Below are 20,048 nucleotides of genomic sequence, written 5' to 3'. Positions count from 1 at the left end.
CGGACCGTGGCGCTCCTGGAGAAGCTGACCCTCGACCTCGACCCGCTGCGCACGAGTCGCGAGTTCCGGTACATCTTCACCGCTCGCGTGGTGTCGCTGTTCGGTCTCGGCTTCCTCATCGTCGCGGTGCCGTTGCAGGTGTACGAGATCACCGCGTCCACCGCACACGTCGCGGCCGTGTCGACGGTGTTGGGGCTCACGACGTTCGGTGCCACCTTCGCGGGCGGCATCCTCGCCGACCGGTACGACCGGCGCCGCGTCATCGCCCTCGCCCGTGGCTGCGCGGGCATCGCGTTCGCGGTGCTCGCGGTCAACGCGTTCCTGCCCGATCCGAGGCTGTGGGTGGTGTATCTCGCCGCGATCATCGACGGGATCTGCGGCGGCATCTCGGCGACCGTGCTGATGTCGGTCACCCCGACGCTGCTGCCGCGCAGCAAGATGGCGGCCGCGGGCGCGCTCATGGCGCTCACCGGTGATCTGGGCGCGATGATCGGGCCTGCCCTCGGCGGCGTCGTGATCGCCTCCGGCGGTGTGGGACTCGCGTTCGCGCTGGCGGCGGTCACCACGGCGGTGACGACGTTCTGCATCACCCGACTGCCGGCGTTGCCGCCGCCCCGCGCCGCCGACGAGTCGCCGTTGCGCGCCGTCGTCAGCGGATTCCGGTACGCGGCCGGTCAACGTGTGATCGGCGGCGTGCTGGTGTGCGGATTCGTCACCATGCTGCTGGCCGGTTGGTCGGTTCTGATCCCGGAGTACGCGGCCGAGGTCCTCGGTGTCGGTGCGTCGGTGACCGGTCTGCTGTACGCCGCGCCCGCTGTCGGTGCCGTGCTCGGTGCCCTCACCAGCGGGTGGACCGGGACGGTGCGCTGGTCCGGTCGGGCGGTGTTCGTGGGCATGCTGCTCTCGGCCGCCGGTCTCATCGGGGCCGGCGCGACCGCGGCCGTCGTCGTCACGGTGATCGGTCTGGCGGCCCACGGTTTCGGTGAGGCCGTAGCCGACATCCTGCGCTACGCGATCGTCCAGAAGCACACCGCCGAGGAGTACGGGGCGCGTATTGCCGGCGTGTGGTCGGCACAGGTGACCGCGGGCGCGTCGGTGGGTGCCGTCGTCGCCGGCGTCGTCGCGGCGCTGGTCCCGATCGAGGGCGCGCTCGCGGTCTACGGCGGTACCGGACTGGTGGCCACCGTCGTACTCTTCGTCGTGCTGAAGCGGTTGCGGCGCTTCGACGAACACGCGCACGCCGGCCAGGATGCGTCGGCCGACGCGCCGGTGTGACGGTCTTCGGACAATGAAAGGGCGGTGCCACCCGAACCGGGTGGCACCGCCCTTCTGCTGTGGCGCGGAGGCGTCAGCTGTTCGTGACGAGATCCTGGTCGGCGTCGACCGCCGCAGCACGCTTCTTGGCCAGCGTCTCCTTCGACAGGTAGACGGCGATGGCGGACAGCGCGGTGAGCGCGACGAAGTACCACGCGATGTTGCTCGTGCCGCCGTCGTTACCGAGACCGAACAGCCAGTTGCACATCAGCGGCGCGGTGCCGGCACCGAGGACCGAGCCCATCTGGAAGGTCAGCGAGACGCCCGTGTAGCGGTCGGCGGTGTCGAACTTCTCGGCGAGGAACGCGCCGATCGGGCCGTACATCGACGCCTGGATGATCGGGTTACCGACCAGGAAGCCGACCGCGACAAGCCAGTAGCTACCGGAGTTGAACAGCGCGAACATCGGGAACACCAGGGCAATCGAGACGACCGCGCCGGAGAGCATCACCTTGCGGCGACCGTGGCGGTCCGACAGCCACGCGAAGAACGGAATCGCGAAGATGTGCACGACGCTCGAGAAGGTGAGCATGTACAGCGCGTCCTGGCGCGGCATCGTGCCCTGGGCGGCGATGTGCGGCACCATCCACACGGCCAGCATCGCCTGCATGAACAGCGGTCCGGCGGAGGCGAGAATGCCGTACACGGTCGAAGCGGGATACTTCTTCAGGACGCGCAGGATCGGCGTGCCGGTGTGCACCTCGCCCGCATCCCGGGCCCTCGCGAAGTCGGGCGACTCGGTGACCCGGTAGCGCATGAACAGGCCGACGATCACGAGCACCGCGGACAGCAGGAACGGAACACGCCAGCCCCAACTGAAGAACGCGTCGTCCGGCAGACCCGAGAAGAGGGCCAGTACCAGCGTCGCGAGGACGGACCCGGTGGGGCCGCCGGTGACCGCGATCGACGCGGCGAAGCCGCGCTTGCCCTCGCTGACGTGCTCCGCCGCCATGAGCGTCGCGCCGGCCCACTCACCGCCGACCGCGAGGCCCTGGATCACGCGCAGCGCGACGAGGATCAGCGGTGCGGCCACGCCGATCGTCTCGTAGGTCGGCATCAGGCCGATCGCGACCGACACCAGGCCCATCATCAGCAGCGTGATGACCAGGATGTTCTTGCGGCCGAACTTGTCGCCGAAGTGGCCGAACAGGACACCACCGATGGGCCGCGAGATGTAGCCGGCCAGCAGGATGACGAACGAGAGGGTCGATCCCAGGACCGGATCCATCGAGTCCGGGAAGAACAGCTTCGGGAACACCAGGCCCGCTGCCGCTCCGTAGAGAAGGAAGTCGTAGTACTCGACTGTCGATCCCAGGAAGCTGGAGACGAGGGCACGGCGCGAGTCCTTCGGAGCGGGCTCCGTATACGTCGTGTCTTGGGGTTGCATTGCGCTCCTTCGGCAGGCGACCACGTCGGTCGACGGCTGAAAGCGTCGATTGCGGCGTGTGTCACATCAATCACGCGTTCCGTAGGACGGCACGGTCTCGTTTGCCACCTGCCGGAACGGACACTTCCGACATTCGGCACCGCCCAGTACGCTTCCGTCTCCGGTGTCCGGAGTTCGCTAGGTTGGGGGCCATGACGACTCCGTTGCAGAACCTCGAAATCGACACCCTCGGCGGCGTGCCGACCAGCCTCGGTGAGTACGGCGGCCGCGCGGTCCTCGTGGTCAACGTGGCCTCCAAGTGCGGTCTCACCCCGCAGTACGCGGCGCTCGAAAAGCTGGCGTCGGAGTATGCCGAGCGCGGTCTCACCGTCATCGGCGTCCCGTGCAACCAGTTCATGGGCCAGGAACCGGGCACTCCCGAGGAGATCCAGACCTTCTGCTCCACCACGTACGGCGTCACCTTCCCCCTCACGGAGAAGGTCGACGTCAACGGCGAGAATCGGCATCCGCTGTACGCCGAGCTGACCAAGGCCGCGGACGCCGACGGTGAGGCCGGCGACATCCAGTGGAACTTCGAGAAGTTCCTGATCGCGCCCGACGGCACCGTCGCGAACCGGTTCCGTCCCCGCACCGAACCCGACGCCCCCGAGGTGATCGCGGCGATCGAGGCCGTGTTGCCCCGATAGACCACTCGCCGCCGTCCGGCGTTCACCTGCGGCTGCCACCCTCGGGGACATGACCGGACAGGTGATCGTGTCGGTGTCGGGGATCAGGGACGAGACGGTCCAGGTGGTCGCGGACTTCGCGGCCGAGATGGACCGCCGATCGGTCCCGCTGTCGCTGCTCGTGGCGCCGCGACTCAAGGAAAAATACCGGCTGGTCTCGGACACGGTCACCCAGGACTGGTTGCGCGACCGGCGCGACCGCGGTGACTCGATCGTCCTGCACGGCTACGACCAGGCCGCCACCAAGCGCCGCCGCGCCGAGTTCGCGCTGCTGCCCGAACACGAGGCGCGGCTGCGCCTGCTCGCCGCCGACCGGGTGCTCGAGGAGGTCGGCCTGCGGACGCGGCTGTTCGCGCCGCCCCGCTGGGTCGCCTCCCCGGGCGCGGTCGCGGTGCTGCCGAGCGTCGGCTTCCGGCTACTCGCCGGCATGACCACGGTCCGCGACCTCGCACACGACACCAGCGTGCGCAGCCACGTCATCGGGGTGGGCGACGGGTTCCGCGCCGAGCCGTGGCGGTGCCGGGCAATGGTGCTCGGCGCGTCCCGCGGTGCCCGGCGCGGGCGAGTGGTGCGGCTCGCCGTCTCGGCGAAGCAACTCGGCAAGACCGGGCCGCGTCAGGCCGTGCTCGACGCCGTCGACCTGGCGCTGCACCACGGCGCAGCGGCCACCGTCTACCGGTGGCCGCTCGTCGAGGGTGTGCGCGGGGCGGCCTGACCGCGCCGCGCTCAGGCGTCGGTGATGACCAACTGTTCGGCGAGCATGCGAAGCGCCTGGGCATGCAGCCGGAACAGGGCGACCAGGTCGACGCTGTCGCCGCCGATCTCGTGAGCGATGAACAGGCCGTCGGCGGACGCCATCGCATAGGTGGTCAGTAGGCGCACCGCGTCGTCGCCGAGGTCGGGTGCGAAATCGTGGGCCAGGGCGGCGATCCGCTCGCAGGCCTGTTCACGCACCGCCAGGAACTTCGTCCGCGCACTCGGTTCGATCGGTCTCCGCTCGAGCGCCAGCATGAGTCCCAGACGCAGGAAGTCCGGCGATTCCAACAGTGCCTCGGCCACCTGTATCGCGAGTGTCGTGAGGCGTTCGGCCATCGGTCCGTCGTCGGGGATCGTCCACGCGTCGAGCCACGACCCGAAACTGCGTTCGATGACCGCCGCGATCAGTTCGTCCTTGTCCTGGAAGTGCCAGTAGATGGAACTCGCGGGCAGTCCGCACTTCTTGCTCACCAACGCGATGCTGGTGCCCTCGTAGCCGCGCTCGGATGCCACTTCAACGGCCGCGTCGAGAATGCGCCGCCGTGATTCCTCGCCGTTTGCCCGACGTCGGCGGAGTGGGGTTGCCTCGGCCATGATCGACCTCTCCTGGGTTGTCGTCTCCCGCCATCATCCCCTGCGCCCACCCCGTGGGTCGAAGTGCATTGACGCACACCGTCGAGCGCCTTGCTGTAGTGATCGCTACGGGAAGGGATTCGTGCTCGCTCGTTTGCGTGCACAGAGATCGAGAGGTTTCGACGTGTTCGGTACTTGGTTCTCCTGTCCGGCCTGCACGGATCTGTCGTGACGCCGCCACATCGCATCGACGTCCACCATCACATCGTTCCGCCGGACTATGCGCGGCTGCTGCGTGACAAGGGGATTCGGCCCGGTGGGATCCCGCTCCCCGACTGGGCTGCGCCGATGGCCTCGAAGATCATGGACGCCAACGGGATCGCGGCTGCGGTCCTCTCCGTGTCGACACCGGGAGTGTGGTTCGGGGAGGTGCCGGAGGCGCGTAGGTGGGCGCGCCGGGTGAACGAGCACGCGGCGGCGGTGGTCGAGCGCCGACCCGACCGTTTCGGATTCTTCGCGACACTCACTCTGCCGGACGTCGACGGGGCCCTCGTCGAGGCTGCGTACGCCCTCGACGTGCTCAACGCCGACGGAATAGTGTTGCTCGCCAACAACGCCGGCATCTACCTCGGCGCCCCAGAGTTCGATCGTCTGCTCGGATTCCTCGACGAACGGGCAGCTGTCGTGTTCGTGCACCCCGGGGAACTGCCGGCAGACCCCGTACCCGGAATCCCGACGTTCACAGCAGACTTCCTGCTCGACACCACGCGGGCGGTCACGAATCTGATCCTGTCCGGGGCCTTGGAGAAGTATCCGCGGATCCGATGGGTTCTCGCCCACGCCGGCGGCTTCGTTCCGTACATCTCCCATCGAATCCTGCTCACCGCGCTGCGCGACGAACCCAAGTGGAAACTCGCCGGCCTCGCTCTGCGACGGGAGAAGGCAGTGGCTCAGCGCATGAAGGTCTTTCAGCGCTTCTGGTACGACACCGCGTTGTCCAGTACGGCGGCCGCCTTCCCGAGCCTTCTGGCGGTTGCGGATCCGAGTCGGATCGTCTTCGGTTCGGACTTCCCGTTCGCGCCCGCAGCCGCCGTCAAGTACATGCGCGCCGAGTACGAGGACATGGACCTGCCCGCCGGGCTGCGCGCCGGCATCGACCACCGCAATGCCGAGATTCTCTTCCCTCGGTTCGCGTCGCGCGACACGCACCGACGCGACTCCTCGAACGAAAGACACTGATGTGAGCGAACATCCGACCTACGACGTGGCTGTTGTCGGCTACGGGCCCACCGGTGTGACCGCGGCGAACCTCCTCGGCAGGGCCGGGCTGAAGGTTCTCGTGGTCGAACGTGATCCCGACATCTACGGCCGAGCGCGTGCAATCTCGACCGACGAGGAGGTGCTGCGGATCTGGCAACGGGTCGGCCTCGCCGAACGACTCACCGCGGACATGCTGCCCGGCGGAACGGTCGCCTTCGTGGATGCTGCGGGAAGGCCGATCGCCGAATTGGAGGCGAGACCGCACGGTTCCGGGCACCCGGCGCAGCAGTTCATCTATCAACCGGCGATGGAGCAAGTGCTCCGCGAGGGGGTCGAGCGCTTCCCGAACGTGGAGGTGTTGCTCGAACACGAGTGTCTGCGATTGGTACAGGACGAGACCGGCGTCGAGCTGATGCTCGCGGACCTGCGGACGGACGAATTCCGGCGGATCCGGGCCGCCTACGTCGTCGCGGCGGACGGCGGCTCGAGCCCCATTCGTGGCCAACTCGGAATCGGCTACGAGGGAGAGACCTTCGCGGAGAGATGGGTCGTCATCGACACCGAGGTGCTGAAGGAGTGGCCCGGCCACGACCGCTTGCGATTCCACTGCGATCCGGCTCGCCCCACCGTCGACTGTCCCACGCCACTGGGGCATCATCGGTGGGAATTCCCGGTGGGCGCAGGTGAAGAAGCGCGGGAACTCGTCACGGACGAGGCGATCTGGCGGGTGCTGAACTCTCAGGGCATCACCGCGTCACACGTGCGGATCCTGAGGTCCGTGGTCTACAGCCATCATGTGCGCTTCGCGGATCGGTGGCGGGTGGGACGGATATTCCTCGCCGGGGATGCGGCACACGCGATGCCGCCCTGGATCGGTCAGGGAATGTCCGCCGGAGTACGGGATGCGGCAAACCTGTGCTGGAAGATCGAGGCGGTGCTGTCCGGATCACTGCCTGACTCGATCCTCGATACCTATCAGGTGGAACGGCTTCCGCACGTGCGTGAGGTGACGAAGCGCGCCGTGAAGGTGGGACGGATCATCACCGAGCGTCGACGCGTGGTGGCCGAAGTTCGGAACTTCGCCTTCCGCATCGGGATGCGCTCCCGGCGCTTCCCGGCGCTTCTCCTGAAGACCCGCTGGATCCCGGACGCCTTCACAGCGGACGGGTTGCTGGCTCCGGTGGGTCGGCAGGGGAGGCCCGCTGCGGTCGGTTGGCTGATCCCGCAGCCGTGGGTGTTGGACGCCAAGGGAGTCCGGGGGCGGCTCGACGACGTCCTGGGCGGCAGATGGGCCCTGCTGCAACTGGATTCGGTCGACTCGTCGGCCTGGTCCGCTGCCGGCGTGCCTGCTGTCCGGGTGGCCACGGCCGGTTCGTCGCCCGCAGCGGACACCGTTGTCGATGTCGACGACACACTCGTCCGGTGGATGCGGGCGAAGAACGCCACCGTCCTTGCGGTGCGGCCGGACGGCGTCGTCTATGCCGCTGCCGGTGCGGGCGAACTCCTCGCTCCGCCCCCGGCAGATCTCGCTGCATCGTCCTGACACCCGACTCGACAGGAGGCTCTCCATGGCCCACTCGATCCTGAACGAACGCACCCTGTCCGTCGGCGGCAGGGACATCTTCGTCGCCGAGGCCGGTGAGGGTCCGCCCGTGGTGCTGCTGCACGGTGGCGGGCCCGGCGCATCCGGCGTCGCGAACTACGTCCGCAACATAGACGCGCTCGCCGAGCGTTTCCGCGTGATCGTGCCCGACCTTCCCGGATACGGTCGATCCGCCAAGGGCGTCGATCAGTCGGATCCGTTCGGCTGTCTCGCCGCCGGAATCCGCGGCGTGCTCGACCGACTCGGCATCGAGCGGGCAAGTCTGGTCGGCAACTCGTACGGCGGTGCCTGCGCGTTGCGCCTGGCGCTCGACACGCCGGACCGGGTCGACCGGATGGTGCTCATGGGCCCTGGCGGTATCGGCACCACGCGCCGACTGCCCACCAAGGGGCTCGACGCGTTGCTGTCGTACTACACCGGCGACGGCCCCTCCCACGCGAAGCTCGAGAGCTTCATCCGCGAGTACCTTGTCCACGACGGGTCCGCGGTTCCGGCAGCGGCGATCGACGAGCGGTACCGGGCGAGCATCGACCCGGAGGTCGTCGCCGACCCGCCGCTGCAGCGTCCGTCCGGTCCGGGAGCGCTGCGGACACTGTTGCGGATGGATCTCACCAGGGACCGGCGCCTGCGCCGTCTCGACGTTCCCACGCTGGTGATCTGGGGCGCCGACGACAGGGTCAATCGGCCCAGTGGTGGGCGGATGCTCGCCGGGATCATGCCGAACTGCGACCTCCTCGTCACCGCGCGGACCGGTCACTGGGTGCAGTGGGAACGTGCGGACTTCTTCAACGACGTCACCGCGGCTTTCCTGAACGGACCCGCGCGATGAACGACACCACGACGTCCGTCTTCGGCGCGGTTCACCTCGGCTACGTCGTCATCGAGACCGCGAGGTTCGCCGATTGGCGTCGATTCGGGCAGGACGCGATCGGGCTGCACGTCGAGGACCTTTCGCCGCGGGCGATGCGGTTTCGACTCGACGACCACGACTGCCGGTTCCTGTTGCAGCACGGCGACGCGGAGGACGTGACGGCACTCGGTTGGCAGATGGACGACCACGAGTCGCTCGACCGGGTCGTGGCCCGTGTCCACGATCGCGGCGTACCGGTCGTCGAAGGGACCGACGAGGAGGCCGCGATGCGGGGGGTGGAACGACTACTGCGGTTTCCCGGTCCCAAGGGAATCGACCAGGAGGTCTTCACGAGGGCCCGGATCGCCGCCGCACCGCTCGTCACGGTCGGCAGCGGCTTCGTGACCGATCCCGGAATGGGGCACGTCGCGATCACGTCGACCGAACCGCACCTGATGCGCGGTTACTACGACACTGTCTTCGACGCCAGGCTCTCCGACTACATCGACGAGACCATCAGCGGCGCGAAACTGAAGATTCGATTCCTGCGGGTCGACGCGCGACACCACTCGGTCGCGATCGCGGCGGTACGTGGCCTGCGGGTCGACCCCATCCGTACTCGGATCCAGCACCTCAACATCCAGGTCGCCGAACTCGACGACATGACCTCCTCGTACCAACGGGTCAGGGAGTTGGGATTCGGCTTGGCCCTCGGCGTCGGCCAGCACACCAACGACCGGGAGCTGTCGTACTACGCCGTGAGCCCGTCGGGATTCGAGTGGGAGGTCGGCTGGAACCCCCTCGTCGTCGACGAGTCGACCTGGGAACCCGCGACGCACAGCGGCATCAGCATCTGGGGTCACACCCCGGAGGGACGGACCGTTGTCGGCAAACTGGCTCAGTTCAAGGCCGCGGTGCGATCGGTGCGGCGTCGCGAACCGATCGTGCCGGCGCTGAGCGGGGCCGGCATCCCCGACGACTGATCCGCTGAGCGAGCGGTGAATCGGGCGTCGAGGTGCCCGATGTCAGGACACCTCGACGCTCGACTCCTCCGGGAGCACGCGGAATCGGTTCCGCCCGGGCCCATTTCGGTGAGCCGGCCGTAGTAGACACCGCGGGCCTCCTCGGCCACCACGCCCTGGTGGATCGGGACCGCGACCCGCGGGTGCACCGCGCGCAGCCACGCCATCGGGTGGCGTGACGTCCGTTCATTCCCGCCGTGACGGCCGGCCGTTCACGAAGCCGCGTCGGTTGCGAGCCAAGCGTCCCCGAAGAGCATGATCCCGTCCGCGCTCGGGGTGATCCCGTGCACGTTGTTCCGCCATGTGACGAGGACCTTGCCCGCCCCGATGACTGCCAGCGGTGCCGTGTCGTTGACGAGCGTCTGAACTCTCTCCAGGACGGCGCGTCGATCGTCGTCGGTGGGTGCCGTCTGCAATTGGGTCAGCAACTGGTCCATCTCGGGATTCTTGTAGCCGAGCACGTTCGACGGCGAGCTGCTGTGGAAGTTGACGTACAGCCGCATGAACGGTGATTCCTCGAGCACACTCAGTCCCGAGTGCGCGACGTCGTAGTCGTGCTCGACGAACAGTCGCCGCACCAGGTCGTTGATGCTGGGGGCGTACGAGATCTCGACGGTGAACCCGACGGCCTGCAACATCGACTGGTAGGCGAGCGCGTTGCGCTGGGTTTCGGGAGTGTTCGATCCGACGTAGGTGAGCTTGCCGTCGTAGCCGTCGGCCTTGGCCTCGGCGAGATACCTCTTCGCCGACTCCGGGTCGTAGCCATTCGCGGCGACGTTGCCGTGCCACGTGGACCAGGGCTGGAACATGTCGCTGCCCGGCATGCCGAAGCCGTCCTCGACCCGGTCGTTGTAGATGTCGGGGTTGATCGCGGCAACGATGGCCTTGCGCACCCGCTCGTCGGACGCGGCCCGGCCCTCGCGCTGATTGACAAGCCCGACCGTCCCCAGACTGACGGTGTGGACGTAGCCGATGTCGCCGGCGGCGAGTGCGCTCTGGACGACCTCCGCGCGCCGCACGTAGGCGGCGTCGATGCCGCCACTGTGCAGGGCTTCCAGCTTGGCCTGCTCGCCCTGGATCACCGGGAAACGCAGCTTGTCCAGGCGCGGCCGACCGTTCCAGTACGTGCCACTCGCACCGAGGACCAGTTCCTCCTGGGATGCGAACTTCTCCACGACGAAGGGACCGGCTCCGACAGCGGAGAAGGTGCCGCTCGCCATCGACGACGGCGCGACGACCATGCCCGGGCCGGTGGTGAAGAGAATCGGGAACTCGTTCCACGGCTGGTTCAGCGTGAACACCACCGTGGAGGGATCCGGTGACATCATGTCCGCGACGGAGGCCTTCCACACCTGCGTCTGCAGCCCGTTCTTCTCCACGTACCGCTTGATGCTCCACTGCACGGCGGCCGCATCGACGGGGCTACCGTCGCTGAAGGTCACGCCCGGACGCAGCTTCAACGTCCAGACTGTGTTGTCCCCGTTGGCATCCAGCGACTGCGCCAACTGCGGGAGGTACTTCTTCGCCTCGGTGTCGTAGCGAATCAACAGGTCGTAGATCGCGGCCATCTCGCTACCGCCGGTCGCTCCGCTGTCCTGGCGGGAGGCCGGGTCCAGACTGCTGATGCCGGAGAGCGTGGCGTACGAGAGCGTGCCACCGGAGGTGGGATCACCGCCGTCTGGCTGCTCGCCGACCATACCTGTCGTCACCTGCGACGCGTCGATCGTCGAACCGGACCCGCCGGCGCATCCGGCCAGCAGCATCGTAGCCGTGGCCAAGGCAGTGAACAGGGTTCCGGCTCGGGCGAGGGAAGATCGCCTCATCGTCAACCTTTCTTCATGACAGTTGTGGAGCAACAGGGAATTTCGCGATGTATCGAACTCGATCGGTTCGTGTGGGCATCACATGGTGACGATGGCGCGGCCGAGGACCTGTCCGGCCGCGAGGTCGGTGACAGCACGGTCGATTTCGTCGAGCGTGTAGCGATTGGTGACCAGGGCGTCGAGGTCGAGGAGGCCATCGGTGTGCCAGTCGAGGAAGGTGTCGATGTGGTCCTGTCGGCAGCCGCCGGCGCTGGTGCCGACGAGTCGCTTCTGGCCGCCGATGAGACCGGCGAGGTTGAGTTCGGTGGGGCCCTTGGGCAGTCCCACCAGCACTGCGGTTCCGCCGTGAGGTCCACCGACCCGGCCCGCACGAACACTGTCGACGGCCTGCACCGTGGTGGAAGCGTGACCGACGCAGTCCACGGCGATGTCCACACCCCCGGTCAGCTCCAGGATCGCGGCGGCGGGATTGTCCGTCAGGGATGCGTCAATCGTGTCGGTGGCGCCGAATCGCTTGGCGAAGGCCAGTTTTTCGGCGTCCAGATCGACTGCAACGATGCGGGTGGCGCCCCGGATGGATGCTGCAGCGACAGCGGACAGGCCGACTCCGCCGACACCGAACACCGCGACGGTATCACCGGCCTTCACCGGCGCGGCATGGCAGAGGGCGCCGGCACCCGTGACGACCGCACAGCCCACGATCGAGACCACGTCCTTGCTGGATTCGGGTGCCAGAGGCATGACGTAGAGTTCGTCGACGAGTGCGTGCTCGGCCCAGGTGTAGACGTTGGGCGAGTGAGCCGTGCGACCGTCGGGCAGGTCGATCGAGGCGCGGGCAGGGGCGCGGCCGTCCGTGCGCGGCACCCAGGTGATCATCGCGGCATCGCCGACGGCGATGTGGGTCACGGCCGTTCCGGTGGCGAGCACTGTGCCGAACCCCTCGTGCCCGAACAACATCGGGTCGGGATGGTTGGCGTGCATCCAGTACAGCTGGCTCTGACAGACTCCGGTGGCATGGATCTGGACGAGAACGTCATGAGGGCCGGGGTCGGGCAGCGTCACCTCTCGTACAGCCAGGGGGCCGTCGGTCACGTCCTGGACGACGATGCGAGTGTCGATGGGCATTCGTTTACTCCAAAGAAGTCAGGGGTGGTCAGATTCCGGGCCAGGGTCCGGGCAGTGGCGTGTCGGCGATCCGCAGGGTGACGCGTTTCGTGCGGGTGCATCCGGCCACCGCGTCGTCGCCGTAGGCGCCGCCCAGCCCACTCTGCTTGAAGCCGCCGAACGGCAGCGCCGAGTCGAGAGCGAGGTTGGAATTGCCATGCACGACACCGGATTCGATTCCCTCAGTCATGCGGATCATTCGTCCCAGGTCGCGGGTCCACACGTAGGACGTGAGTCCGAATTCGGTGTTGTTGGCCAGCTCCAGTGCCTGCTCCTCGGTCTCGAAGGTCAACACGCTGAGGACCGGGCCGAAGATCTCCTCACTCGCCACGGCCATGCTCGGGTCGACCTGATCGATCAGGGTCGGGGCGATGTAGTACCCGCGTTGCGGTGTTGCCGGCGCGCCGCCACCGAGCACGACCCGTGCGCCCTCACGGCGTGCGCCGTCGAGGAAGCCGAGGATCTTCTCGTGCTGACCGCAGCTGACCACCGGACCGACCTGAGTTTTCGGATCGAGTGGATCGCCGACCCGCACCCGGCTCATCCGCGCAGCGACTTCGGACACGAAGTCCTCTGCGATCGAGGCGTGGACGAGGAGCCGGCTACCAGCGGCGCAGACCTGCCCTGCATTGTTCAGGATGCCGAGAACCGTTGCACGAGCGGCAGAGTCGAGATCTGCGTCGTCGAACACGATGATCGGCGATTTCCCGCCCATCTCGAGGGTGAGCTTCTTGAACGTGTCGGCGGCCGAGCGGGCGATGTGGCGTCCGGTCGGGACCGACCCGGTGAACGAAACCCCCGCCACGCTCGGGTGAGCGCAGAGTGCGGCGCCGGTGCGACCGTCTCCGACGGCCACCTGGAGGACGCCCTCGGGGATGCCGGCCTGTGCCGCGAGTTCGGCCAGCCGGACCGCGGACCGCGGCGACAGTTCGGACGGCTTGACGATGACCGAGTTCCCGCAGGCGAGCGGCGGGCTGACCCGTGCCATGAACGAATGCGCCGGGGCGTTCCACGGAAGGATCACCACATACGTGCCGAGAGCTTCGAGTCGCGTGTACGAGAGCTGTCCGGGGACGTCGGCGAACTGCTGACCGAAGAGCTTGTCCGCCTTGCCTGCCCAGTATCGGGCGTGGCGGGCTCCGCGGCGGGCCTGCATGCGGGCGTCGGTGAGGACCTTGCCGGTGTCTTCCGTGTCGAGTCGGCCGAGTTCGTCGAAGTCGTCCTCGACCAGTTGGGCCCAACGCCACAGAAGTTCACTGCGTCGCTCACCGGGCAGGGCGGCCCAGGTCCGCTGCGCCGCGGTCGCGCGCTCGACCGCGGCGGCACAGTCGGCCTCGCCTGCGATCGCGATCTCGGCGACCTGCTCTTCGGTAGCCGGATTGATCACCCGCAACACATCACGGGCGGTGGAGATGCTGGTCATCGAACCAACTTTCTGTACATCGACTCTTCGGTCGAATCATGTTGTGGAGCAATAGCTTGTGAATGGCCGTCAGATGATCCGGTCTGCGCGGAGCTCGGCGAGTTCGTTCTCGTCAAGTTTCAGTAGCTGAGTCAGGATCTCGTCGGTGTGCTCGCCGAGGGCCGGGCCGAGAGTGCGGATCGCGCCCGGAGTCGCGCTCATCCGGGGCAGGGGGGCTGCCATCGGTAGCCGTCCGTGTTCGACGTCGTCCACGGTCACGACGGTGCCGCGTTCGAGATATTGCGGGTCCGTGGCGATGTCGGCCACGTTCATCACCGGAGCCGCGGGAACTTCTGCGGCACTGAGTAGTTTCACCGCGTCGTCGGCCGTTTGGCCCGCGACCCAGTCTGCGATGATCGGGTACAGCTCGAGCTGGTTGGACACTCGGGCGGCCCGCGTCGCGAACCGTGGATCGGTTGCCAGCTCGGATCGTCCGATCGCCACGGTGAACCTCCGGAAGAGGGCGTCGGTGCCGGCGTGCAGTGATATGCGACGGCCGTCGGCGGTGTCGAAGTCGCTCGCCGGCACGATGCCGAGGTTGCGGTTGCCGACGCGCTCACGCACCTGCCCTTCGGCGCCGTAGGTCAGCAATGCGTTCTCGCTCGCGCGGAATCCCGCCTCGTACAGGCCGAGATCGATGATCTGTCCGTTGCCGCCGCGTTGGTCGCGGTGATAGAGGGCGGTCACGGTGGCGAACGCGGCCAGATAGGCCGACATGTAGTCGATCACCGAGTAGCCGGAACGCACCGGGTCTCGATCGGGTTCGCCGGTGACGTAGGTGAGGCCGGAGAAGGCGCTGGCGACGCGGTCGAAGGCGCCCCGATCCCGATAGGGGCCGGTCAAGCCGTAGCCGGTGATGCACACGATGACCGCGCGAGGATTGATCTCGGCCATCGCCTCGGGGCTCAATCCCCACGACTCCAGCGTCGGCGGGCGGTAGTTCGTCACCACGACGTCGAAGTGCCCGATCAGGTCGCGAATCAGCTGGCGTCCACGGTCGGTACGTAGGTCGATGGTCACGGACTTCTTGTTCCGGCCCTCCTGGACCCATTGCAGCGACCGCCGCGATTCGCCGGTACTGCCAGCTCGAATGAAGTCGCCGACACCGGGTTCCTCGACCTTGACCACATCGGCGCCGAAGTCGCCGAGACACGTGGCAGTCACGGGGGCGGCCAGCACGGTCGCCATGTCCAGTACCCGGACGCCTTGTAGCGGAAGTTCGGTATCCGTCATCGCCTCACCTACTAACGGTTAGTTATTAACGTTTGGTAGGTCGGGACTGTATCCTGTGAAGTGGGTCACGGCAAGAGGTGGTTCGAGAGCGTTTCGAGGAAGGTTGAGGGCATGACGAATGCGACCGAGGAGGAGGGCTCGGTCCGGCCGCGGCGCCGGAGGGGGACCCGCGAGGAGACCGAGAACGAGTTGATCGACGCGGTTCTGCGTCTACTCGAACGCGACGGCGTGCTCGCCGGGATCACGTTGCGTGAGGTCGCGAAAGAGGCCGGGGTCAATCACGGCCAGATCTATCACTATTTCGGGACGCGCCGGGGTTTGCTGCGTTCGGCGATCACCCGACTGCTCGACGAGAATCGCCCGGATCCGACGACGCACTGGGACCGCCCGTTCGCGGACCGTCGGCGCGCTCTGTGGCAAATGGCGCTCTACCGGAGCGATTTCGCGAAACTCGAGGCTCTGCTCGCTCTCGACGAGGATCCGGACCTGCAGATCTTTCCCGCCCTCGAGGCGACTCGGACGGCGCTCGAACGTGACAAGGAAGGCGGCTTCCTGCCGCCCGATGCGGACGGTGAGGTGATGCACGCGCTCACGGCCGCGACCTATCTCGGGTACGGCGTCTTCCGGGAGACGATGGCACGTGAACTGGGCATCGATGTCGCCGAGCTCGATGCCCGCGCGTCAGCGGTTTTCGATCTGATGTTGGCCGGGCTCCAGCGCGATCAGGACACCTCGACGCTCGACTCCTCGGGAAGCACGCGGAATTCCGTTCCACCCGGGCCCATTTCGGTGAGCCGGCCGTAGTAGATGCCGCGGGCCTCCTTGGCCACCACGCCCTGGTGGATCGGGACCGCGACCCGCGGGTGCACCGCGCGCAGGTAGTCGACGGACTCGGAGATCTTCAGCCACGGCGCCGCGGCCGGGACCGCGAGGACGTCGACCTTCTGCTCCGGGACGAACAGCGAGTCGCCCGGGTGCATCAGCTTGGCCGGGTTCTCGGCGTCGCCGAGCAGGTACGCGGTGTTGTCGATCAGCGGGATCTCCGGATGGATCACCGCGTGCGTGCCGCCGGTGCCGGTCACCTGCACCTCGCCGACGTTGAAGACGTCGCCCGGGTACACCGCCGTCCACGCGTCGCCGAGCAGCGCCGTCGTCTGCGGATCCGCGTACAGCCCGGCGCCGGGGTTCGCGTCGACCAGCGCGGGCAGCCGTGCGGGATCGGCATGATCGGGATGCTGATGGGTGATCAGGATGGCGTCGAGACCCGTGATGCCCTCGAACCCGTGCGAGAAGTTGCCCGGGTCGAACAGGATCTTTGCGCCGTCGAGCTCCACCAGGACACAGGAATGGCCGAAGTGCGTCAGTCGCATGAGACGAGTATGCGGGATCACACTCACGGGTGGGGTGGCGTCGGACCTTCACTCGATGCGGGAGCGACGCGAGCAGCCCGGTAAACTCCTGGATGCCCGGTGCGATCCCGGGCGGAAACCAGCCATAGCGAGGAGCAGCACGTGGCCCGTGTCGTTGTCGATGTCATGCCCAAGGCCGAAATTCTCGACCCGCAGGGGCAGGCCATTGTCGGGGCGCTGTCCCGACTCGGCCATCCCGGTGTGTCGGAGGTCCGCCAGGGTAAGCGATTCGAACTCGAGGTCGACGACACCGTCAGCGACGACGAGCTCGCCACCATCGCCGAGTCGCTGCTGGCGAACACGGTGATCGAGGACTGGAAGGTCACCCGAGTCCAGTGAGTGCACGCATCGGAGTCATCACGTTCCCGGGCACGCTCGACGACGTCGACGCGGCCCGCGCGGTTCGTCTCGCCGGCGGCGAGGCCGTCAGCCTGTGGCACGGCGACGCCGACCTCAAGGGTGTCGACGCGGTCATCGTTCCCGGTGGCTTCTCCTACGGCGACTACCTGCGCTGCGGTGCCATCGCCCGCTTCGCGCCGGTCATGGGCGAGGTCGTCAAGGCCGCCGAGGGTGGCATGCCGGTCCTCGGCATCTGCAACGGCTTCCAGGTCCTGTGCGAGGCCGGTCTGCTGCCGGGCGCGCTGACCCGCAACGCCGGTCTGCACTTCGTGTGCCGCGACCAGTGGCTCAAGGTCGAGTCCAACTCGACGGCATGGTCGTCGCGCTACGAGTCGGGCGCCGAGATCCTGGTCCCGCTCAAGTCCGGCGAGGGCCGCTACCAGGCGTCCGAGCAGGTGCTCGACGAGCTCGAGGGTGATGGCCGCGTGGTGTTCCGCTACGTCGGCGACAACCCGAACGGCTCGCAGCGCGGTATCGCCGGTGTCGCATCGGCCAACGGCCGCGTCGTCGGTCTCATGCCGCACCCGGAGCACGCCACCGAGGCCCTCACCGGCCCGAGCGACGACGGACTGGGCATGTTCTACTCCGTCCTGGAGAGCGTCCTGACGGCCTGATCCGGTACCACGTTCGAGGGACCCACGGGTTCGCGCGGCCGTCGCGGCACTCCCGATTCCGGGAGTCGCTGCGGCGGCCGTGTCGTTTCCGGGGGTCTCCCTACCGATCAGGGCGGGAATCCGCAGCCCACGTGTACCGCACCTGAGGACGCCCGGCACGGCCGTACTCGGTCTCCCGGGTGAGCACGCCGTCGTCGGCGAAGCGCTCGAGATAGCGCCACGCCGTGACGCGGGAGACCCCGACGGTGCCGGCGACTTCCGCGGCCGTCAGCGGCCGGTCGGCGTCGTGCACGCACGCACTGATGAGATCTGCGGTGTGCGGGGCGACGCCCTTCGGCGCGGTCGCGCGTGGGTCCGTGGTTCGCAGTACGGCGATGGCCCGATCGATGTCGTGCTGACTGACGGCCGTTCCGCCCGCGGGCAGGGCGGCGCGGAACTCGCGATAGTGCTCGAGCTTGTCGCGGAGCGCCGCGAACGTGAACGGCTTGAGCAGATACAGCACGACGCCGCGGGCCACCGCGGTCCGCACGACGTCGAGGTCGCGGGCAGAGGTGACGGCGATGATCCCCGGACTGGGACGCAGGCCGCCCAGCGCGACGGCCAGATCGAGACCGCTTGCGTCGGGGAGACCGATGTCGAGCAGGACCAGGTCGATCGGCTCGCCGGAGGACGCGGCCTCGGCAACGGCCCGCATCGCGGCGGCCGCGGTGTGCGCCACCGTGTGAACCTCGAAGCCCTCGACACGTTGCACGTACGCGCGGTGCGCCTCGGCGATCAACGGTTCGTCCTCGACGATCAGCACCCGGATCACCGGTCCCCGACCTCCCCGGAAGCACGACGTCGCGCCACCCCGGGCAGCGGGATCTCGACCACGAGCATGCCTGCGAGTGAGGGTTCGGTGTGCAGACGCCCACCGTGTCGCGCGACGATCTGCGCGACGAGGGCCAGCCCCAGGCCGCGTTGACGCGCGGGCCGCCCGTCCACCGGTTTGGTCGAGTATCCGCGGGTCGTCGCCCGCGTGAGTGCTTCGGGATCCATGCCGGGACCGCTGTCGGCCACCCGGATCACGAGCATCGAATCCTCCTCCGTCACCGTCACCTCCACCCAGGGCTGGGCGTCGTCCTCGGATCGCGCGGCGTCGATCGCGTTGTCGACCAGATTCCCGACCACAGTCACGAGTTCGAGCGGGCTGAGCGCCGTCGCCGGCCCCAACGCGGTGTCCTCGGTGACCGTCAGTTCGACGCCGTGCTGCGCCGCCTCGGTCACCTTCCCCAGCAGCAGCGCCGCGAGTGCGGGCTCGTGTACGGCCGCCGTCAGCCGATCGATCAGGTGCTGCGAGGTCGCGAGTTCGGCGGTCGTGAACGCGACGGCGTCGTCGTTGCGGCCCAGTTCGACCATCGTCACGATCGTATGCAGACGGTTGGCGTACTCGTGGGCCTGCGCGCGCAGCGACTCGGCGACGCTACGCGCGGAATCGAGTTCGCCGAGGGCGCTCTGTAATTCGGTGTGATCTCGGAGCGTCACGACGGTTCCGATCCGCCGGCCCTCCCACAGGACGGGGGCTCGGCCGACCACCAGGATCCGATCGGCCGTCACGTGCACCTCGTCCTGTTCGCCGTCGGCGTCGGGACCGATGCGCCGCAGTGTCTCGGGCAGCTGGTCCGGCGTGATCGGGCCGTCGGGCAGCCAGAGCAGGCGTCGTGCCTCGTCGTTCACGACATCCACCCGGACCCGCCCGTCGCGGTCGCGGCCGAACACGATCAGCCCCTCGCCGATCGACCGGAGCACGGCGTCGTGGTGTTCGTACAGTCGGCGCAACCGGTCGGGGTCGAGTCCCAGCGTCTGCCGGCGCAGTCGTCGGCTCACCAGCGTCGCCCCGACCGTCGCGATCACGACCGCGATCGCGGCGATCCCGAGCAGCGAGGGCAACCCCTGCGCGAACTGTTCACCGACCCGCTCGCGCGTCACCCCCACCGACACCAGGCCCACCAGCTGCCCGTCGGACTCGACCGGGGCGACCGCGCGAATCGACGGCCCGAGTGAACCCGAGTACGTCTCGGTGAACGTCTCACCTGCCAGCGCCCGCTCGATGTGTCCCTCGAAGCGCTGCCCGATCAGTGTCGGATCCGGGTGGGTGTAGCGCGTGCGATCGGGCGCCATGACGACGATGAAGTCCGTGCCGGTGGCCTCTCGGACGCGTTCGACCTCGGGCTGGAGGGCGGCCGTGGGATCGGGGCCGCGGAGGGCGGCGATCGTCGAGTCCGACAACGCCACCGCCTGTGCGACGTCCGTCACCTCGCGCCGCGTCGCGGCATCGGAATCCCGCCGTTCGTTGACGATCGCGAACGCGGACACGGCGCCGATTACCAGCGCCAACACCGCCAACTGCAGGATCAGCAGCTGACGCGCGACGCTCATCGGTCGGCGGGAGGTGCCGAGGGGCACGTCGATCCT

The 20,048-nt window shown here is 68.0% G+C and carries 19 protein-coding genes and 1 pseudogene; 10 read left to right on the top strand and 10 right to left on the bottom strand.

Annotated features, from left to right (window positions below; genetic code table 11):
- Positions 1-6: 6 nt before the first annotated feature.
- The gene (gene entS, locus LCL87_RS03895; protein WP_225016889.1) at positions 7-1,275 is read left to right on the top strand and encodes an enterobactin transporter EntS; all 1,269 of its coding nucleotides are present in this window, start codon (positions 7-9) and stop codon (positions 1,273-1,275) included.
- 73 nt (positions 1,276-1,348) lie between these two features.
- Here the strand turns inward: entS and LCL87_RS03890 are convergent, their stop codons facing one another.
- Complete coding sequence (locus LCL87_RS03890) at positions 1,349-2,701, bottom strand: MFS transporter (RefSeq protein WP_225016887.1); 1,353 nt, start codon at positions 2,699-2,701, stop codon at positions 1,349-1,351.
- 191 nt (positions 2,702-2,892) lie between these two features.
- On the opposite strand from LCL87_RS03890, the gene LCL87_RS03885 reads away from it, so the two are divergent.
- On the top strand, positions 2,893-3,387 hold the full coding sequence (locus LCL87_RS03885; RefSeq protein ID WP_225016885.1) for a glutathione peroxidase: 495 nt from the start codon (positions 2,893-2,895) through the stop codon (positions 3,385-3,387).
- Positions 3,388-3,436: 49 nt separating this feature from the next.
- Complete coding sequence (locus LCL87_RS03880; protein WP_225016883.1) at positions 3,437-4,141, top strand: DUF2334 domain-containing protein; 705 nt, start codon at positions 3,437-3,439, stop codon at positions 4,139-4,141.
- 11 nt (positions 4,142-4,152) lie between these two features.
- Here LCL87_RS03880 and LCL87_RS03875 read toward each other — a convergent pair whose 3' ends face one another.
- Entirely contained in the window at positions 4,153-4,776 is a 624-nt protein-coding gene (locus LCL87_RS03875) for a TetR/AcrR family transcriptional regulator (protein WP_225016881.1), read from the bottom strand.
- A 207-nt stretch (positions 4,777-4,983) separates the two neighbouring features.
- On the opposite strand from LCL87_RS03875, the gene LCL87_RS03870 reads away from it, so the two are divergent.
- The 4 genes from LCL87_RS03870 to LCL87_RS03855 are packed head-to-tail and all read left to right on the top strand — an operon-like array spanning position 4,984 to position 9,451.
- Positions 4,984-5,994, top strand: coding sequence for an amidohydrolase family protein (locus LCL87_RS03870; protein WP_225016879.1), 1,011 nt, complete (start codon positions 4,984-4,986; stop codon positions 5,992-5,994).
- A 1-nt stretch (position 5,995) separates the two neighbouring features.
- Positions 5,996-7,558 carry a bifunctional 3-(3-hydroxy-phenyl)propionate/3-hydroxycinnamic acid hydroxylase gene (locus tag LCL87_RS03865; RefSeq protein ID WP_225016877.1) on the top strand — a complete coding sequence of 521 codons (1,563 nt, stop codon included), beginning with the start codon at positions 5,996-5,998 and terminating at the stop codon, positions 7,556-7,558.
- Positions 7,559-7,583: 25 nt separating this feature from the next.
- The gene (locus LCL87_RS03860) at positions 7,584-8,447 is read left to right on the top strand and encodes an alpha/beta fold hydrolase (protein WP_225016875.1); all 864 of its coding nucleotides are present in this window, start codon (positions 7,584-7,586) and stop codon (positions 8,445-8,447) included.
- On the top strand, positions 8,444-9,451 hold the full coding sequence (locus LCL87_RS03855; protein ID WP_225016873.1) for a VOC family protein: 1,008 nt from the start codon (positions 8,444-8,446) through the stop codon (positions 9,449-9,451). Before LCL87_RS03860 ends, LCL87_RS03855 begins: the two co-directional genes overlap by 4 nt.
- 42 nt (positions 9,452-9,493) lie before the next feature.
- Here LCL87_RS03855 and LCL87_RS03850 read toward each other — a convergent pair.
- The 5 genes and pseudogenes from LCL87_RS03850 to LCL87_RS03830 form a co-directional block, all read right to left on the bottom strand.
- Positions 9,494-9,651: pseudogene (locus LCL87_RS03850) on the bottom strand (MBL fold metallo-hydrolase); the annotation flags it as partial.
- Positions 9,652-9,702: 51 nt separating this feature from the next.
- The gene (locus LCL87_RS03845; RefSeq protein ID WP_225016871.1) at positions 9,703-11,313 is read right to left on the bottom strand and encodes an ABC transporter substrate-binding protein; all 1,611 of its coding nucleotides are present in this window, start codon (positions 11,311-11,313) and stop codon (positions 9,703-9,705) included.
- Positions 11,314-11,391: 78 nt separating this feature from the next.
- A complete protein-coding gene (locus tag LCL87_RS03840; protein ID WP_225016869.1) occupies positions 11,392-12,438 on the bottom strand; it encodes a zinc-binding dehydrogenase in 1,047 nt (348 codons plus the stop codon).
- Positions 12,439-12,466: 28 nt separating this feature from the next.
- Complete coding sequence (locus LCL87_RS03835; RefSeq protein WP_225016867.1) at positions 12,467-13,900, bottom strand: aldehyde dehydrogenase family protein; 1,434 nt, start codon at positions 13,898-13,900, stop codon at positions 12,467-12,469.
- 69 nt (positions 13,901-13,969) lie between these two features.
- A complete protein-coding gene (locus LCL87_RS03830) occupies positions 13,970-15,172 on the bottom strand; it encodes a CoA transferase (protein ID WP_225016865.1) in 1,203 nt (400 codons plus the stop codon).
- A 111-nt stretch (positions 15,173-15,283) separates the two neighbouring features.
- On the opposite strand from LCL87_RS03830, the gene LCL87_RS03825 reads away from it, so the two are divergent.
- Entirely contained in the window at positions 15,284-15,976 is a 693-nt protein-coding gene (locus LCL87_RS03825; RefSeq protein WP_225016863.1) for a TetR/AcrR family transcriptional regulator, read from the top strand.
- Here the strand turns inward: LCL87_RS03825 and LCL87_RS03820 are convergent.
- Entirely contained in the window at positions 15,895-16,542 is a 648-nt protein-coding gene (locus LCL87_RS03820; RefSeq protein WP_225016861.1) for an MBL fold metallo-hydrolase, read from the bottom strand. The two genes, LCL87_RS03825 and LCL87_RS03820, sit on opposite strands and share 82 nt — an antisense overlap.
- 141 nt (positions 16,543-16,683) lie before the next feature.
- Between LCL87_RS03820 and purS the strand changes: the two genes are divergently transcribed.
- A complete protein-coding gene (gene purS, locus LCL87_RS03815; protein ID WP_225016859.1) occupies positions 16,684-16,920 on the top strand; it encodes a phosphoribosylformylglycinamidine synthase subunit PurS in 237 nt (78 codons plus the stop codon).
- Positions 16,917-17,594: a phosphoribosylformylglycinamidine synthase subunit PurQ gene (gene purQ, locus LCL87_RS03810; protein ID WP_225016857.1), complete on the top strand. Its 678-nt coding sequence runs from the start codon at positions 16,917-16,919 to the stop codon at positions 17,592-17,594. Before purS ends, purQ begins: the two co-directional genes overlap by 4 nt.
- Positions 17,595-17,694: 100 nt before the next feature.
- Here purQ and LCL87_RS03805 read toward each other — a convergent pair whose 3' ends face one another.
- Complete coding sequence (locus tag LCL87_RS03805; protein ID WP_225016856.1) at positions 17,695-18,405, bottom strand: response regulator; 711 nt, start codon at positions 18,403-18,405, stop codon at positions 17,695-17,697.
- A complete protein-coding gene (locus LCL87_RS03800) occupies positions 18,402-20,012 on the bottom strand; it encodes a sensor histidine kinase (RefSeq protein WP_225017116.1) in 1,611 nt (536 codons plus the stop codon). The genes LCL87_RS03805 and LCL87_RS03800 overlap by 4 nt, the downstream gene beginning before the upstream one ends.
- Between the last annotated feature and the right edge of the window lie 36 nt (positions 20,013-20,048).

The sequence above is a fragment of the Prescottella equi genome, from assembly GCF_020171745.1.
GTDB lineage: Bacteria > Actinomycetota > Actinomycetes > Mycobacteriales > Mycobacteriaceae > Prescottella > Prescottella equi_A.
This window is presented reverse-complemented; position numbering and strand designations above follow the sequence as displayed.